This is a genomic window from Pseudomonas saliphila (assembly GCF_008638345.1).
Classification (GTDB): domain Bacteria; phylum Pseudomonadota; class Gammaproteobacteria; order Pseudomonadales; family Pseudomonadaceae; genus Halopseudomonas; species Halopseudomonas saliphila.
In genome coordinates, this window is the sequence record NZ_VTVA01000001.1 from 270,450 (window position 1) to 286,920 (window position 16,471).

Annotated in this window: 14 protein-coding genes; 7 read left to right on the forward strand and 7 right to left on the reverse strand. The window is 57.8% G+C overall.

What is annotated here, in order from left to right:
* Positions 1-35: 35 nt before the first annotated feature.
* Positions 36-1,025, forward strand: a complete 990-nt coding sequence (locus tag FHK95_RS01205) for a lysylphosphatidylglycerol synthase domain-containing protein (RefSeq protein ID WP_150302935.1) — start codon at positions 36-38, stop codon at positions 1,023-1,025.
* Here FHK95_RS01205 and glgB read toward each other — a convergent pair.
* The 6 genes from glgB to FHK95_RS01235 all read right to left on the reverse strand — a co-directional run bounded on the left by glgB (position 981) and on the right by FHK95_RS01235 (position 11,242).
* Positions 981-3,197 carry a 1,4-alpha-glucan branching protein GlgB gene (gene glgB / locus FHK95_RS01210; RefSeq protein WP_150302757.1) on the reverse strand — a complete coding sequence of 739 codons (2,217 nt, stop codon included), beginning with the start codon at positions 3,195-3,197 and terminating at the stop codon, positions 981-983. The two genes, FHK95_RS01205 and glgB, sit on opposite strands and share 45 nt — an antisense overlap.
* A complete protein-coding gene (treS, locus tag FHK95_RS01215; protein WP_150302758.1) occupies positions 3,194-6,514 on the reverse strand; it encodes a maltose alpha-D-glucosyltransferase in 3,321 nt (1,106 codons plus the stop codon). The genes glgB and treS overlap by 4 nt, the downstream gene beginning before the upstream one ends.
* Positions 6,514-8,529, reverse strand: coding sequence for an alpha-1,4-glucan--maltose-1-phosphate maltosyltransferase (locus FHK95_RS01220; RefSeq protein WP_150302759.1), 2,016 nt, complete (start codon positions 8,527-8,529; stop codon positions 6,514-6,516). Before FHK95_RS01220 ends, treS begins: the two co-directional genes overlap by 1 nt.
* A 67-nt stretch (positions 8,530-8,596) precedes the next feature.
* On the reverse strand, positions 8,597-9,451 hold the full coding sequence (locus FHK95_RS01225; protein ID WP_150302760.1) for an SDR family oxidoreductase: 855 nt from the start codon (positions 9,449-9,451) through the stop codon (positions 8,597-8,599).
* Between the two features lie 287 nt (positions 9,452-9,738).
* Positions 9,739-10,629, reverse strand: coding sequence for a non-homologous end joining protein Ku (ku, locus tag FHK95_RS01230; protein ID WP_150302761.1), 891 nt, complete (start codon positions 10,627-10,629; stop codon positions 9,739-9,741).
* 130 nt (positions 10,630-10,759) lie between these two features.
* The gene (locus FHK95_RS01235; RefSeq protein ID WP_150302762.1) at positions 10,760-11,242 is read right to left on the reverse strand and encodes an MgtC/SapB family protein; all 483 of its coding nucleotides are present in this window, start codon (positions 11,240-11,242) and stop codon (positions 10,760-10,762) included.
* Positions 11,243-11,417: 175 nt separating this feature from the next.
* Between FHK95_RS01235 and FHK95_RS01240 the strand changes: the two genes are divergently transcribed.
* The 3 genes from FHK95_RS01240 (at position 11,418) to FHK95_RS01250 (ending at position 12,983) form a co-directional block, all read left to right on the forward strand.
* The gene (locus tag FHK95_RS01240) at positions 11,418-11,636 is read left to right on the forward strand and encodes a hypothetical protein (protein WP_150302763.1); all 219 of its coding nucleotides are present in this window, start codon (positions 11,418-11,420) and stop codon (positions 11,634-11,636) included.
* A 161-nt stretch (positions 11,637-11,797) separates the two neighbouring features.
* Entirely contained in the window at positions 11,798-12,085 is a 288-nt protein-coding gene (locus FHK95_RS01245) for a hypothetical protein (RefSeq protein ID WP_150302764.1), read from the forward strand.
* 610 nt (positions 12,086-12,695) lie between these two features.
* The gene (locus FHK95_RS01250) at positions 12,696-12,983 is read left to right on the forward strand and encodes a hypothetical protein (RefSeq protein ID WP_150302765.1); all 288 of its coding nucleotides are present in this window, start codon (positions 12,696-12,698) and stop codon (positions 12,981-12,983) included.
* Between the two features lies 1 nt (position 12,984).
* Here the strand turns inward: FHK95_RS01250 and FHK95_RS01255 are convergent, their stop codons facing one another.
* A complete protein-coding gene (locus tag FHK95_RS01255; RefSeq protein ID WP_150302766.1) occupies positions 12,985-13,203 on the reverse strand; it encodes a PLDc N-terminal domain-containing protein in 219 nt (72 codons plus the stop codon).
* A 171-nt stretch (positions 13,204-13,374) separates the two neighbouring features.
* Here FHK95_RS01255 and FHK95_RS01260 point away from each other — a divergent pair, with 171 nt between their 5' ends.
* From FHK95_RS01260 to FHK95_RS01270, 3 genes are all read left to right on the forward strand, one after another.
* A complete protein-coding gene (locus FHK95_RS01260) occupies positions 13,375-13,752 on the forward strand; it encodes a Rho termination factor N-terminal domain-containing protein (RefSeq protein ID WP_150302767.1) in 378 nt (125 codons plus the stop codon).
* 8 nt (positions 13,753-13,760) lie between these two features.
* Positions 13,761-14,570, forward strand: coding sequence for a DUF4142 domain-containing protein (locus tag FHK95_RS01265; protein ID WP_150302768.1), 810 nt, complete (start codon positions 13,761-13,763; stop codon positions 14,568-14,570).
* 188 nt (positions 14,571-14,758) lie between these two features.
* Entirely contained in the window at positions 14,759-15,955 is a 1,197-nt protein-coding gene (locus FHK95_RS01270) for a CaiB/BaiF CoA transferase family protein (RefSeq protein WP_150302769.1), read from the forward strand.
* Positions 15,956-16,471: the final 516 nt, after the last annotated feature.

The following is a 16,471-nucleotide window of genomic DNA, read 5'->3' on the forward strand; positions in this document are numbered from 1 at the left end:
AAGCCACCTCGAAGAAGGATTCACGCTCACGCAAGATGGCCTGGCTGAAGCGTGGCGTCACCCTGTTCTTCTTCATCCTGATACCGGTCTTGCTCTTCAGCATGATCAAGAATGTCGAATGGCAGGAGGTCAAAGAGGCGTTGCAGAGCTACAGCCTGCCGATACTCCTCGGGGGCGCTGCGATCACCCTGCTCAGCTACCTGGTCTTCAGCAGCTACGATCTGCTTGGACGGTTTTACACAGGTCATAAGCTATCGGTGAGTCAGGTGTTGTCCACAGCCTTTGTCTGCTACGCATTCAATCTCAATCTCGGTGCCTGGGTAGGCGGTATTGCGCTGCGCTACCGGCTCTATTCCCGGCTGGGCCTGAGCGTGCCGACGATCACCCGGGTACTGAGTATCAGTCTGTTGGCCAACTGGGTGGGCTACATGATCCTCGCCGGTTCAGTATTCTCCCTGCGCCTGATGGAGTTGCCGGGGAACTGGACGATAGGCACCACTACCTTGCAGTTTATCGGCTTCGCCTTGCTGGCGGTCTCACTGGCGTATCTGCTGGCTTGCCGGTTCTCCAGAAAGCGTGTCTGGCGGTGGCGCAAGCACGAGATAGAGCTGCCTTCGCTGCGCCTGGCGTTAATGCAAGCCACGCTCGGGGCGCTCAACTGGTCATTGATGGCAGCCTTGATCTACCTGTTGTTGCCGGAGGAGGCATTTTACCCGTCCATCCTCGGGATTCTGATGGTGAGCAGCATTGCGGGCGTAGTCACCCACATCCCGGCGGGTCTGGGTGTGCTTGAAGCCGTCTTTCTGGGGCTGCTCCAACATCAGATCCCGGCAGGAACAATCCTCGCCGCGCTGATCGGCTACCGGGCGATTTACTTCCTGTTTCCGCTAGCCATCGCCCTGGTCATGTACCTGGTGCTGGAAAAGCGTGCCAAAACCCTGAAGCAGCAGGCCGGGACCGATGATCCCGACCCGCAAGACTCAGACGATGTCACCCGCCTGCGGCCGCAGGATGAGCGTGCCTAGCGGGGGAAGATCCAGCACCAGGGAAGCGGGCTGGCCATGCGCAACCTGCTCTTCGGTCATGGTTTCGGTGGAACAACCGGCGTTTGAACCGGCGTATCGCTCCGCGTCGCTGTTGAGCAGGACCGTCCAGGCGCCTTCCAGCGGTACGCCAATCCGATAGTTGTTGCGCGGCACCGGGGTGAAGTTATGCACCACCAGTAGCGGTACACCGGCCTCCCCCTTGCGCAGCCAGGCGTAGACACTGTTGCCCTCGTCATCACCGATCAGCCACTGGAAACCGTCCTCCTTGCCATCCAGCTGGTGCAGAGCCGGTTCTTCGCGGTACAGGTGATTCAGGTCCTTCATCAGCGTCTGCACGCCCTGGTGTTCGTTGTAGCGCAGCAGATACCAGTCCAGTTCGTGGTCATGGTTCCACTCCCGCCATGAACCGAACTCACAACCCATGAACAGCAACTTCTTACCGGGATGGGTCCACATGAAGCTGAAATACAGCCGCAGATTGGCAAACTTCTGCCAGCGGTCACCGGGCATCTTGTCCAATAGCGACTTCTTGCCGTGCACCACTTCGTCGTGGGAGATCGGCAGAATGAACTGCTCGGTAAAGGCGTAGAGCAAGCCAAAGGTCAGCTGGTGGTGGTGATAACGCCTGTTGATCGTCTCCTCGGCCATGTACGTGAGCGAGTCATGCATCCAGCCCATGTTCCACTTGTAGGAGAAGCCAAGCCCCCCTTCCCGGGTCGGATGCGTCACGCCCGGAAAGGCAGTGGATTCTTCCGCGATCACCAGCGCGCCGGGCACCTCGGTGCCGACTACGTCGTTGAGGTGCCGCAGGAAATCGATGACCTCGAGATTTTCACGGCCGCCATATTTGTTCGGAATCCACTCGCCATCCTTGCGCGAATAATCCCGATACAGCATCGACGCCACAGCATCCACGCGCAGCGCATCGATATGAAACTGACGTAACCAATGCAGCGCCGAAGCCAACATGAAGCCATGAACCTCCGTCCGCCCAAGATTGTAGATGTAGGTATCCCAATCCTGGTGGAAGCCTTCGAAGGGATGCTCGTACTCGTAGAGTGCCGTGCCGTCGAAGCGACCCAGGCCGTGTTCGTCGGTGGGAAAATGCGCTGGCACCCAGTCCAGAATCACCCCGATCCCGGCGCAGTGGCAGGCATCGACAAAGGCAGCGAAATCATGCGGCGTGCCATAGCGTGCGGTCGGCGCAAACTGCGACAGCAGTTGATATCCCCAGGACCCGCCGAACGGGTGCTCCATGATCGGCATCAGCTCGATATGGGTGAATCCCAGGTCCGTGATATAGGGGATCAGGCGATCAGCCAGCTCCTGCCAGCTGTAAAAACGGCCATCGCCATCCTCACGCTGCCAGGATCCGGCGTGCAGCTCGTAGATGGACATTGGCGCCGAGTGTCCCTGGCGCTCTATCCGTTGCGCCATCCATTCCTGGTCCTGCCAGGGATGTTGCAGGGGCGGCGCAACCACCGAACCCGTGGCTGGTGGCGCTTCGGTTGCCAAGGCAACCGGATCCGCGCGCAGCGGTAGTATGCCGTGCTGGCCCAGAATCTCGTATTTGTACACCTCACCCGGCTGCAAGTGTGGAATGAACAACTCCCAGATACCCGAGGGATGCCGCTGGCGCATCGGATGGCGGCGCCCGTCCCAGCTATTGAACGGACCGACTACCGACACCCGACGCGCATTGGGTGCCCAGACGGCAAAGCGCACGCCATTGACACCGTTGATATCCATTACCTGTGCGCCAAGGCAATGCCCCAGGTCGCGGTGATTACCCTCGGCGAACAGATACATATCCATCTCGCCGAGCAGCAGACCGAAGCTGTACGGATCCTCGGTCTCCTGCATCCCGCTGGCCCAGCGGATGCGCAATCGGTAAGCGCGCCGGTCGGGCAAGCGCCCGACAAACAGTCCGGGAATTTGCGGTTGTTCCATCGGCCCGAGCACGTCGCCAGTTTGCGCGTCGATCAGCTCGGCGCTCAGGGCGTTAGGCAGATAACTGCGTACCACTATCTGCCCGTTTACCTCGTGCGGGCCAAGCACGGCAAATGGGTTCCAGTGTTCGGCCCTTACCAGCGCCTGGGTATCAATATCCGCCAGGCGAAGATCCTCATCGGACGTTTGGCTATCCATCATGTGTTGTCCTCAAGCTGCTGAACGAGTTCGGCCAGACCATTGAGCGGAACGCTGATCCAGGTTGGTCGGTGCTCTGTTTCGTAAAGAATTTCGTAGGCCGCCTTTTCCAGGCTGAACAGGGTGAGCGCCGCCTCTTCGCCGCCGGCATCGACCCAGTCATGGGGGATTTCCGCTGCAGCGTCTCGATAAGCCTGCAGGAAGGCAGCGGTGGCTCTATCCCGGTAGTCGCGGACAATCTCGTTGCGGCTTTGCTCGGCTTCGTCGGAGTTGTCGGTGCCCTGGGCATTGAGACAGGCCATGGCCACAGCGTAATCAATGGAGCGCAGTACACCCGTGACATCCTTGTAGGGACTGAGCTTGGCGCGGCGCTCCTGCAAGGGACGCGACGGCTCGCCTTCAAAGTCGATCAGATAGGCGTCGCCCTTGACCACCAGTACCTGTCCGAGGTGCAGGTCCCCGTGGACGCGGAAGCGCAGACCACCAGCCGCTTTCGCCGCCAGCGCGTCGATCCGCTGGCCCAGACTCTGCCGGTGCTTGCGCAGGCTCACGACGACGGCGATATCTTCCTCTTCCAGCTGGGCCTCACTGGCTTCAATCGCATCCAGCGCCGCCTCGACCTGCCCGCGGATGCTCTGCGCCCAGCCCTGCGTATCTTCTTCGCTTGTAGGCTCGGGGGCGAAATCGGGGTTATCGGTGGGCGCGGAAAGCGCAACGTGCATCTCACCCAGGCGTTTACCCAGCGATGCGGAGAATTCCTCCAGCTCGGTGAGCGCGCCGTACTGGTTCTCATGCTGCGACATGCCGCCTGCCAGTTGGTCACGGATCGCCCGATCCAGGGTCACCAGCGTCCATTCCCAGGCATCACCCTGATTATCCAGATAGCCCTGCACCACCATGAGCGCGTAGGGCTCGCCGGATGGATCGGTGCGGGTCACCTGTCCAAGCATCGGCGCGCAGTTCTCGAAACCGCGATCAGTCAGGTAGGCGCCAATTTCCAACTCGGGATGAATACCCGGATGCAGGTGACGTATCAGTTTCAGCACCATCTTGCCGCCGATGATGACCGAGCTGTTGGTCTGCTCGGCCGATAGGTAGCGGATGGCGATATCGTCCGGAAACTCCATGCCTGAAAGGGCTTCACTGCCCTGGAACGTCAACGTGCCGCGATCGGTCTCGATGCTCTTGCCGCTGCGCAGGCGCGTAATCACTGCCCGGACGAAGGTTTCCATGGTGAAGGCATCGGTTAACAACCCGACCTGGCGACCACGGCGAATGCGTGCCATGGCCAGCTGTTCGGAGAGCACGCTGCTATCGTCCTCGCCGATAAAGCCCAGCGGCAGTTGGTAATAGTCCACATGATCGGCGGACTTGACCTCCACCTCGCTGAGTAACGCCGGGTGGGCGCTGTCACCAAAGGGCACCGCATAAAGGATTCTGGTCTTCGGCTGACGTGAGCCCACCACCGCATACCAGCGACGTTTGGGGAGATAAGCCGGTAGCGTCTCTTTCTCCAGCACCTGCAGTGGCTGCTCGTCGAGTATTTCCTGTAGCTGTCGTTTCAATACCAGGGTCGCCATTTCCGGCATCCTCTCTGGGGGCTCCACATGCCAGCTGGGCATCTGGCTCTGCTCGGCCAGCAGGAACCAATAGAAACCGTAGGGTGGCAGCGTCAGCAGATAACTGAGCTGACCGATGGGAGGGAAGGCACTGCCGCCGATCATTTCAACCGGCACCTTGCCGACGTAATGAGTGAGGTCCAGCTCCACCGCCTGCGCCGCCCGCGACACGTTAGCCACACACAGAATGGTGTCGGTCTGGCCGTGTTCGTCGGTGAACTCACGCAGGTAGGCGAGAATCCGCCGATTGCTCGGCGCCAGCATTGTCAGCGTCCCACGGCCAAAGGCCTTCTGCTGTTTACGCACCGCCAACATGCGCCGCGTCCAGTTGAGCAGTGAGTGCGGATCAGCCGCCTGGGCCTCAACGTTGATAGTCTGATAGCCATATAGCGGATCCTGGATCGGGGGTAACACCAGGCTCGCCGGGTCGGCGCGAGAGAAGCCACCGTTGCGGTCGGCTGACCATTGCATCGGGGTGCGCACGCCATCGCGGTCGCCGATGAAGATGTTATCGCCCATCCCCAGCTCGTCGCCGTAATACAAGGTCGGTGTGCCGGGCATCGATAACAACAGGCTGTTGAGCAGCTCGATCCGGCGGCGGTCTCGCTCAACCAGCGGAGCGAGTCGGCGGCGAATGCCCAGATTGATACGGGCCCGGCGATCGGCGGCGTAGTAATTCCACAGATAGTCGCGCTCGCGATCAGTCACCATTTCCAGGGTGAGCTCGTCGTGGTTACGCAGGAAGATCGCCCACTGGCAGTTGGATGGAATATCCGGCGTCTGGCGCAATATGTCGGTAATCGGGAAGCGATCTTCCTGAGCAATGGCCATGTACATGCGCGGCATCAACGGGAAATGAAACGCCATGTGGCACTCATCGCCCAATCCCTCTTCGTTACCGCCGAAATACATCTGGGTGTCTTCCGGCCATTGATTGGCTTCGGCCAGTAGCATGCGGTCGGGGTACACCCGATCCAGTTCCGCGCGGATCTTTTTCAACACCACGTGCGTTTCGGGCAGATTCTCGTTATTGGTCCCGTCGCGCTCGATCAGATAGGGGATGGCATCGAGGCGTAGACCATCAACCCCAAGATCCAGCCAGAAGCGCATGACCGACAACACTTCCTTGAGCACCTGGGGGTTATCGAAATTCAGATCGGGCTGGTGAGAATAGAAACGGTGCCAGAAGTATTGGCCGGCGACCGGATCCCAGGTCCAGTTGGAGGTCTCGGTATCGAGGAAGATGATCCGCGTGCCGTCGTACTTCTCGTCAGAATCGGACCAGACGTAATAATTGCGCGCGGCCGAACCGGGCTTGGCCTTGCGCGCTCGCTGGAACCAGGGATGCTGGTCCGACGTGTGGTTGATGACCAGCTCGCTGATGACCCGCAGGCCACGCTTGTGCGCCTCGGCAATGAAACGCTTGGCATCGGCCATTCGGCCATAATCCGAATGCACCTTGCGGTAGTCGGAAATATCGTAGCCATCATCACGCCGCGGTGACGGATAAAACGGCAACAGCCAGATGGTGTTGACGCCCAGGTCGGCGATGTAATCGAGCTTGGCGATCAGCCCCTGAAAATCGCCGATACCATCATTGTTAGAATCGAAGAACGACTTGACGTGTACCTGATAAATGACCGCATCCTTGTACCACAGTGGATCGTCGATAAAGGCTGCACTACGTTGTTTTTTGGGCATTATTGGTCTCTCTGATGTAACGGCCGCAGACGCCAGATACCGAAGGGCTGGCTCCATGGCTCGATCCGCATCCATTGGGTCTTGCCATACCAGGTCCAGGTATGGCCGGTCATAAGGTCTTCGCCAATCATCTGGGCGTCATCGGGCAAGTCGAACTCCCACAACGGCAGTTCGAAATGGGCTTCCTGGGCGTTGTGTGGATCCAGGCTGATGGCGATCAGAATGAAATTCTGAAGATCCTCGGTGCGTTTGCCGAAATACAGGATGTTGTCATTCCAGGCGGTGTAGGCCTGAAATCCCATATGTGTCTGCAATGCGGGATTGGCGCGGCGAATCCGGTTGAGGTGAGTGATTTCCGCGACAATGTTGCCGGGGGCGTAGTAATCGCGTGGACGGATTTCGTATTTCTCGGAATCGAGGTATTCCTCTTTGCCTAATACGGGCGCGGCTTCGCAGATTTCAAAGCCTGAATACATGCCCCAGGACCCGGCACCCATCGTTGCCAGCGCCGCCCGGATCAGAAAGCCCGGGCGCCCGGAATCGTGCAGAAAGTACGGATTGATATCCGGCGTATTGACGAAGAAATTCGGCCGATAGCAGTCTTTCCACGGCGCCTGATTGAGCTCGGTGAAAAACGTCTGCAATTCGTGTTTGGTATTGCGCCAGGTGAAGTAGGTATAGCTCTGACTGAAACCGAGCTTGCCCAGACGCGCCATCATCGGCGGCCGGGTAAAGGCCTCGGAGAGGAAGATGACATCAGGGTGGTCTTCGCGGATATCGGCGATCAACCATTCCCAGAACGGCATGGGCTTGGTGTGCGGATTATCCACCCGGAACATCTTCACCCCATGCTCGACCCAGCCGCGCACCACATCACGTAACGCCACCCACAATGAGGGCAAGGCGTCCTCGGCATAAAAATCGACGTTGACGATATCCTCGTACTTCTTCGGTGGATTCTCGGCATGACGAATGCTGCCGTCGGGGCGCCAGCTGAACCAGCCAGGATGCTCCTGCAACCAGTGATGATCGGGCGAACACTGAATAGCGAAGTCCAGTGCGATTTCCAGGTTGTGCGCCTTGGCCGCGTCGACCAGTGCATGGAAGTCATCGACCGTACCCAACTCGGGGTGAATCGCTTCGTGGCCGCCTTCGTGGCTACCGATGGCATAGGGGCTGCCCGGATCATTTTCCCCGGCGATGAGCGAGTTATTCGGCCCCTTGCGGTGGGTGCGGCCGATCGGATGGATCGGCGGGAAATACAACACATCAAAGTTCATCGCTGCAATTTCCGGCAGCCGCTCGATCACATCGCGAAAGGTGCCGTGGCGCTGCGGATCATCTGTCACCGAACGGGGGAAAAGCTCATACCAGCTGGCGAACTCTGCCTCCCGGCGATCCACCTCCACCGGGTAAGCCTCGCTGCGCACCTTGTGCGGGTGCGCTTCGCTGGCGATCACTGCGTCAACCGTTTGCGGCGCCAGCATAATGGTCACCTTGTCATCGACCTCGGTCACCTCGGCCAGTTGCTGCAGCACGCCATCGAGCACGGCGGCCAGATCAGATGAAGCATGCGACTTCACCTCTCGCAACAACTGCTCGCCCTCCTCCAGCTCCAACGGAACCGGGACGCCGGCGGCAAACTTTTTCTTCAGCTCATCGCAGTAGGTCGCGTAAGTATCAACCCAGGCTTCGATCGCGAACTCCATGCGGCCCAGCCGATCCGGGACAAACCGGGCGCGCCACAGATCGTTGGCAACGTATTCCAGCGGCACGCGCTGCCAGTCGTTATCGCGCACCGAGCGCCAGATGAGGCGGCCACCCAGCTTGTCATGACCATCGGAAAAGACCACCGCAGACACCTCAAACGGCTGGCCTTGAATAGCCTTGGCTGCAAACCGACCCGCTTCGACCTGGGGCTTCACCGCTTCGATGGCGATACGCGGGAGTCGGATAGCGTCCTCAATGGAGAGCACCGCATCATGCGAACGCTCATTGGTATGTTCGAGCGACATCTGTTTAGGCTCCTTGCGCCCGGATTGGCCAGGCGGGTGGGAAAAGGGACAACGCACTCATCGGCTATCAACCGTTAACGACATTGCCGCCATTGATATGGAGGACCTGACCACTCATGTAGCTGGAATCGTCACAGGCCAGATAGACGTAAGCTGGCCCGAGTTCGGCGGGCTGACCAGGGCGTTTCATGGGCGTATTAGAGCCGAAGGTTTCAACATTCTCGGCGTCAAACGTAGAGGGAATCAGTGGGGTCCAGATCGGCCCCGGTGCCACGGCATTGACCCGGATACCCCGCTCGGCAACATTCATCGATAGGGAACGGGTGAAGGCGGTAATCGCACCCTTGGTAGACGAATAGTCGAGCAGCATGGGACTGCCCTTGTAGGCCGTCACCGACGTGGTATTGATGATGGCCGCCCCAGACTGCATTGCCGGCAACGCGGCCTTGGTCAGCTGAAACATGCCAAAAATATTGGTGCGGAACGTTTTTTCCCACTGTTCCTGCGGAATATCTTCAAGGTTCTTGCGCGGGTGCTGTTCGCCAGCGTTGTTGACCAGCACGTCGATTTGCCCCCACTCGGCGAGCGTCTCCTCGACGATCTGTCGACACAGCGTTTCCTCAGCCACATCGCCAGCGTAGACCTTCACCTTGCGCCCGGTACGCTCGACTTCCTTGCGGGTGTGCTCGGCATCGGCATGCTCTTCGAGATAGAGCATGACGATATCGGCGCCTTCCCGAGCAAAATGCACCGCAACCGCGCGCCCGATACCGCTGTCGGCACCCGTCACGATCGCAACCTTGCCTTCCAGCTTGCCGGCGGCTTTGTAGTGATCGGAAATATAAATCGGTTCCGGATGCATCTCGCCCTCTTTACCGGGGCGATGCTCCTGATGCTGCGGGGGAAGCGTCTGCTCGGACATGATGACCTCCGAAGGTGTGGACCACGTGTATCTTCGGACAGAACCGCGGAAACATTGGTTCCTGTCAATCGGGACGGATAGGCGATAAGCGGATAAAACGGCGGCGTGGGGGTACCCTGTCGCAGCGCTGGTGTGGAGGGGGTTGAGTTCAATTACATTGGCTGGCCTGGCGGCCAGCGTCGTGCCGAGGGCGACACTCCTACCGGGGGATGTGCGGGTCGCCGCTCTTGCGTAGGCTCAAACGCGGCAGTGCGGGACCTGAGTTTTCTGCGGGGCGCCCGAGCTAATCAGCCGCGTGAGGCCCGCTTGGGCTTCGGCGTGTCATCTTCCTTGTCGCTCTTGGCCTTGCTACTGCGTGCAGGGGCCTTGCCGCCGCCCTTGCCCCCCGGCTTGCCACCCAGACTGCGCTTGAGCAGTTCGGTGAGATCGGTGACGTCGGCACTGCGGCGCTGCTCGACACTTTCTTCTTCCTCCACTGATTCGATCTTGCCCTTGGCGGCCTTCTCTTCAACCAGCTCCATGATCTTGTCCTGGAATTCGTCGCGATACTCCTCCGGCTGCCAGTCGCTGCTCATGTCCTCGATCAAGCGAGTAGCCATATCCAGTTCCTTCTTGGTCACTTTCGCTTTGGTGACGGCATCGGTCAATTCGAGCGTTTCCAGGCCGCGCACATCGGAGGGCCAGCGCAGCATAACCAGCATCAGTGCTCCGTCCAGCGGCATCAGCGCGGCCAGGCGCGCCTTGGTGCGTATCACCACATTGGCGAGGGCAACCTTGTTGGTCTGCACCAGCGCTTCGCGCAACAAGGCGTACACCTTTTCGCCGCGCTTCACCGGGCTCAGGTAATAGGGCTTCTCGAAATTGGGCAGTGGGATCTGTGAGCTGTCGACGAAGGAAAAAATATCTATTGTCTGGGTCGCTTCCGGGTGCGCAGCGCGGATCTCCTCCTCACTGATGACCACATACTGACCCTTCTGCAATTCGACACCCTTGACGATATCCTCGCTGGTGACTTCTTTGCCGGTGGTCTTGTTGATCCGTTTGTAACCGACCGGATCCATGCTGCGCTTGTCCAGCCAATCGAAATCCACTCCCTGCGAGGTCGTAGCCGACACCAGACCGACAGGGATATGAACCAGGCCGAAACTGATAGCACCTTTCCAGATTGATCGGGGCATTGCCGTTACTCGCCTTTAACCTGTGTTCGGATGACCCTGGCGCGTGGGGGAAAGTTTCATTCCCCGGTCGGGCAGTGGCCGCGGAGCCCGAGCGCCTTCGGCAGCCTTTACCCGAAACAGCGAGCTGAATTCAGGCTCCGGGATCCTCTTTGCGCTGCGTCAGTAATGGCAAAAGATGCAGGATGACCAGCGCGATCAGGGTGCTGATCATCGCCGTCATCTCGTGACCAAGACCGACCGCTACCCCGATGGCTGCGGTGAACCAGATTCCCGCCGCGGTAGTGAGCCCTTTAACATCCTTAAGGCTCTCTGTTTTGAGAATGGTCCCGGCGCCAAGGAAGCCGACCCCCGTAACAATGCCCTGGATCACGCGGCTCATGGCATCGTCCATGGCGCCGTCCTGCAGCGAGGCGATCACGAACAACGCAGCACCAAGACCCACCATCATATGGGTCCGGATCCCGGCTGCCTTGCCCTGCTGCTCGCGTTCAAAGCCAAGCAGACCGCCGAGCAAGGCGGCGAACAATAGCCGCGTGGTTACCCGCGTGGCGTTTTCAACATCGTCCAGATCAGAAAACTCGCTGATTATCGTGGCGAGTATCGTTTCCCACACGTGGTCCGCCTCCTCATCATTGGTCGCTGCCTATGCGGTCACAGCAATAGCACTGGCCGTTCTGCTGTGACTCCCCTGCCGCCGAGTAGTTTGCTGGCGTGTTCGCTCGAGCGGAACTTATCAGTCGCCGGCGAAGGTCTATTGATTTAGCCAACCCAACCAATGGAGATATTCAATGGGCAAAAAAAATCTGTTTCTGGTCAGCTACATCCTGGATAACCAGCCAGCCAGCTGTGAAATCGAATCCGATGCACAGACGCTCACACCTGAGCAGGCGTTGACCATGATCAAAGAGCAACACAGCGGCACCGGGAAGATCACCGATGTGCAGGTTCAACAGATGATTGAACCCAAGGATGGCGGCACGACACCCGAGCACCACACCCCCTCGTGAGGGGCTGAGCGGCTGCCGCCGGCTTATTTCACGGGGAACTATCAAGCAGCCGCGCGCTCAAAGATGGCACAACGATGCTTCATCAACAGCCGCTTCGTCTGGACTCGCGGCGAACGGTAAATCCAAAAGTATTCAGCTGTTCAGTACCAGGGAGGTAGTGCGTGAGCCCGGAAAGTTATGTGTTGCTGTTGATCGGTTGCTGGCTGCTGGTGGCAAGCTCCACGCTCTGGGGAATATTGCGTATCAGCCGTCGTCACTACCTTGAACTGGACTATTCCGAAACTCAAACAGACCTGCCTCCCGAGCCAACCGAGCCGGGGAACGAGCCCGCTTATAGGGGCTTCCAGTTTTCCAGTCTGCGGCTCAGAGCTACCACGGCCATCGCACGACTGCCCTCAGTCATTGGCCCCCTCCATTGGCGACATCGGCGCATACCTGCGGATTCATGACGCCCGTCGGCGCCGCTCCCTGGCCCTCCGTACTTCACCTCTCGCGCTGCGATCAAAATGGCCATAAAAAACGCGCGTTCGCCATCGAATATATATATCGCAAAATATAATAAAACTTGTTGTCTTTAACGCCATTCGATGGCGTAACACGTTAATAAATCATCGTCTCGTAACGGCTGTTAACCGCTCTATTTCGACATTTGTACCATAGCGATACTATCCAGCGTTTGCTCGCCTGAAAATTTCAACTACTCTCTAAATTCGCTTGATCGAGAGACCGTGTGCTGCTAAAAACGTAACTGCAGCACATAAATGAAAGAGGGAAGGAACTTCTGATAATTCTGGCGAAGCAAGAAATAATAAGATGATGCCAATTAGCGAAATAGGTTTCGCCCGGCGATTTACAGCTTAAAAAAATAGCTTTGCACTGAGCTTTCGCGCCATCACTGTCTGGCGCGTCAGAATCTTCCTGAAAACGGACTATTCGGTGTGCATCCCGACGGCTAGCGACCATTTGCCGACGTATTTCGGTTTGTTGCCACGATCTTGAAACACTGGACGAGCAACCTTTATCGAGCGTATGGGGCATACAATGAGCATAGGGCTAGCCATGAAGAGGTCTGAACACCTTACCGTCGCGGACATCGAAACCGTGTTGAATAATTCCATGCAGTCGGTGCGCAGTAAATGCAAGGTCGAGGTTGATCGCACTCTTACCGTTCAACTCAGTTATCAGAACGAAGACTTCACTGTGGTAGGCATCAGCCGGGACCAGTACCGCGACGTTCAATCATTGCGACGACTTGGACGCCACCTTCTCGAAGAGATCGAAGCGACCATCATCATGGGCGCCATGCGCAGTGATATAACGCGTCGCGCCAAGGCTCAGGCGCATTGATCTATTTGCTGTGTTCCGGGGACGCGGGCGCTTTCGCCATGCCGCGCGGCCCCATTCGCGCCCAGATTATCCAACCCACGACCGGCAGGAGAAAGATGAGCGCAATCCAGCCGTAACGATTCCGTTTTGGCTTGTCGCTTTTCATGATATTGGCCGCCAGCCAGAGATCTACCAGCAGAACAATCACTAACGTTAAACCGATCAGTACAAGTGCCTCCATCGCTTCGCTCCTCGATTGAAGCTATTTAGAAGTATGGCTACACATGCCCGGCCAAGTTCAAAAATCCCCTTCCGTTACACCGTTCATCCCTCGTGCTGAACTCGCCAAACGGCGTCCAGTCATAACTCACACAATTGACGCGACTTGTCATTAGCGGCGAGGAGGACTTTCATGCCACGCGGAAGCAAAGACAAATACACCGAACAGCAAAAACGCAAAGCCGAGCACATCGAGGAAACCTACCAGGAGAAAGGTGTTTCCGACGGTGAAGCCGAGGCGCGGGCTTGGGCCACCGTTAATAAACAGTCAGGCGGCGGCGAACGTTCCGGCGGCTCCGGCGAGAAAAAATCCCCACAGCAGAAACGTAAGGACGCCAGTCGGTCGGCGCGGCGAGCGGTCGCCACCAAACGGGGTGAGCCGCGCAAGGACCGCCCGCTTGAGTCCGAAACCAAGCAGGAGCTCTTGCAGAAAGCGCGCGCGAAGAACATCCGCGGCCGCTCATCCATGCGTAAACAGGAATTGGTCCAGGCCTTGAAAAAGGCGTCCTGACAGAGCGGTTGAATCAACGTTGCACCTCATGGCGATCGCGACGGCTGGGAGACCACCCTCTAAAAATGCCGGCCTCCGTTCGTTTCAAGACCACACGCTGTACCAATCAGGTCCAACCGGGAGAAGTCATGAATACCTTGCGAGCATTAACTATCGGGGCTGCCACTGTCGGGGCCGCCGCGTTTATTTATCACCGGATGTCGGAACGGAAGGCCTTCGGCCCAGCGCGCTTTATCGATACTGCCGCAGCCAAGGGGTTTTCCGAGATTGAAGCAGCAAGACTCGCGCTGGAAAAAACCAAATCGACGGAGGTGAAATCCTTTGCTTATAAAATGATTGAGGACCACCTGGCGATCAACAAGGAGCTCAGGCAGCTAGCCCGGGAAAAAGGTCACCAACTGGACGAGGAAACCGACCTGATCAACAGAGCCAGGTCGATGCTGCTGAGTCTGCGCGAAACGGATGGATTCGACACTGCTTATGCGGACCATCAGGTCGCAGCACATGAACAGATCGTCGCCATATTCCAGCAAGGCGCTCAGCTTGACGATTTCGAAGTGAGCCATTTTGCCCAACGCACGCTGGGCAAACTCGAGCACCACCTTAAAATGGCCAGAACTCTGACCCAAAACCTGCGCGAAGCCCCCGCCCGTTCACTCGACCAGTCTGAGGTCAGCTCTCTATCGGCCGCCAATGAAGCTGCTAACAAACCCGCTCCGCAGACAAGCAGCACGCCGCAGGTCGATACAGCTGCGTCGGGGATCAGCACAGGCACTCCACAACAGAACCGCGGTAATGCCGGTAATCCCAAGCACTGAAAGATTACTGCGGGGCTGCCAGATCGCGGCTTGAAGATAGTGCCTGGAATAACGTAACAACACCTCAGCTCCCCCCTTGAAATAGGGGGGTCAGGGGAAGTTGGCCTTTCGGATTCGATGCGTCACGGCGCTATAAGCGCTGCCAAATCCGGTTAGAATGACCCGACATTCGACGCACCGGAGCCTGCATGAACGCCGAAAAACCCCTAACCGGACTCAAGGTGATAGAGCTTGGCACGCTGATCGCCGGGCCTTTTGCTGCTCGAATCTGCGCTGAATTCGGTGCGGAGGTTATCAAGGTCGAGTCGCCGGATGGCGGTGATCCGCTGCGCAAATGGCGCAAGATTTATGAAGGCACGTCCCTGTGGTGGTTCGTGCAGGCGCGCAACAAAAAATCACTGACGCTGAACCTGAAGGAACCCGACGGGATACGCATCCTGCGCGAACTCCTGGTCGATGCCGACATACTGATTGAAAACTTCCGTCCCGGTACCCTGGAAAAATGGGGGCTGGGCTGGGAAGCGCTACACGCGCTAAATCCGCGGTTGGTAATGGTTCGACTGTCAGGGTTCGGGCAGACCGGCCCTATGAAGGATCAGCCGGGCTTTGGTGCAGTGGGTGAATCCATGGGCGGATTGCGCTACATCACCGGTTTCGAGGATCGTCCGCCCGTGCGCACAGGTATCTCGATCGGCGACTCGATTGCCGCCCTGTGGGGTGTAATCGGTGCGCTGATGGCGCTGCGGCACCGTGAGGTCGGGAACGGCGAAGGCCAACTGGTCGACGTGGCGTTGTATGAAGCCGTATTCGCCATGATGGAAAGTATGGTGCCGGAATACGACGTGATGGGTTTTGTGCGCGAGCGCAGCGGCAACATCATGCCCGGCATTACCCCCTCCTCCATACATACCTGCGCCGACGGCAAGGCGGTGCAGATCGGCGCGAACGGCGATGCTATCTTCAAGCGATTCATGCAGGTGATTGGACGTACTGATCTGGCAGAGGATGTCAGCCTGACCGATAACGCTGGCCGGGATGCACGTCGCGATGAGCTTTATGCCGTTATAGAACGATGGGTTGCGAGTCGAACGCAGGAGCAGGTACTGGATGTGCTGGCAAAGGCAGACGTACCAGCGAGCAGAATCTTTTCGGTTGCGGATATGTTCAGCGATCCACAATTTCTGGCAAGAGGCATGTTCACTGAAGGGAAATTGCCTGACGGCAAGCCGTTCAAGATGCCGGGTATTATCCCAAAGCTATCCGCGACACCCGGATCAACCGAGTGGACCGGACCAGCTCTGGGAGAACATACCCATGCGTTATTGTCAGAGCTGGGGTATCTGCCGGAACAGATCGAAGCCCTGAAAGAACGAAAGGTAATTTAAGCGGACGGCGTCGTGCCTGCACGACGCGACCGCTTTGCGAGGCGCCTTATGTTACGCGCCATCGTTTTGGCGATTAAGGAACCTCTGAAAACGTAGCGAGCGAAGGTCAAGCAAGGCGAAATCCAACGAAAAAGCGCAGTTTACGTGTTGTAAATGAGCATTTTGAGGAGGATTTCAACGCAGCATGGCCGAGCGCAGTAGTTATCCAGAGGTTTCTTAACGGAATCCAAGAAACGACAGGATAGCCAATACAATTACCACAGCGCCAACGATGTATACGATATTGTTCATGAGGTTACCTCGTATGAAATTAAGAGCTGAACCGCAATTTCCCGCGGTCCTACTTGATGTAACGGGGGAGCCCGAAATATTTCAAACCCCGTCCCGCTGTGATTTTGGACAGCGTAACGTCCAAAAAAGTTTGTTCTGATCTCAACTTAGCATTCATATAGTTTTTGCGCGCGCATTATTACTAAGTCGCATCATTATTCAGACAAGCCTTCACATGGCGGCCAG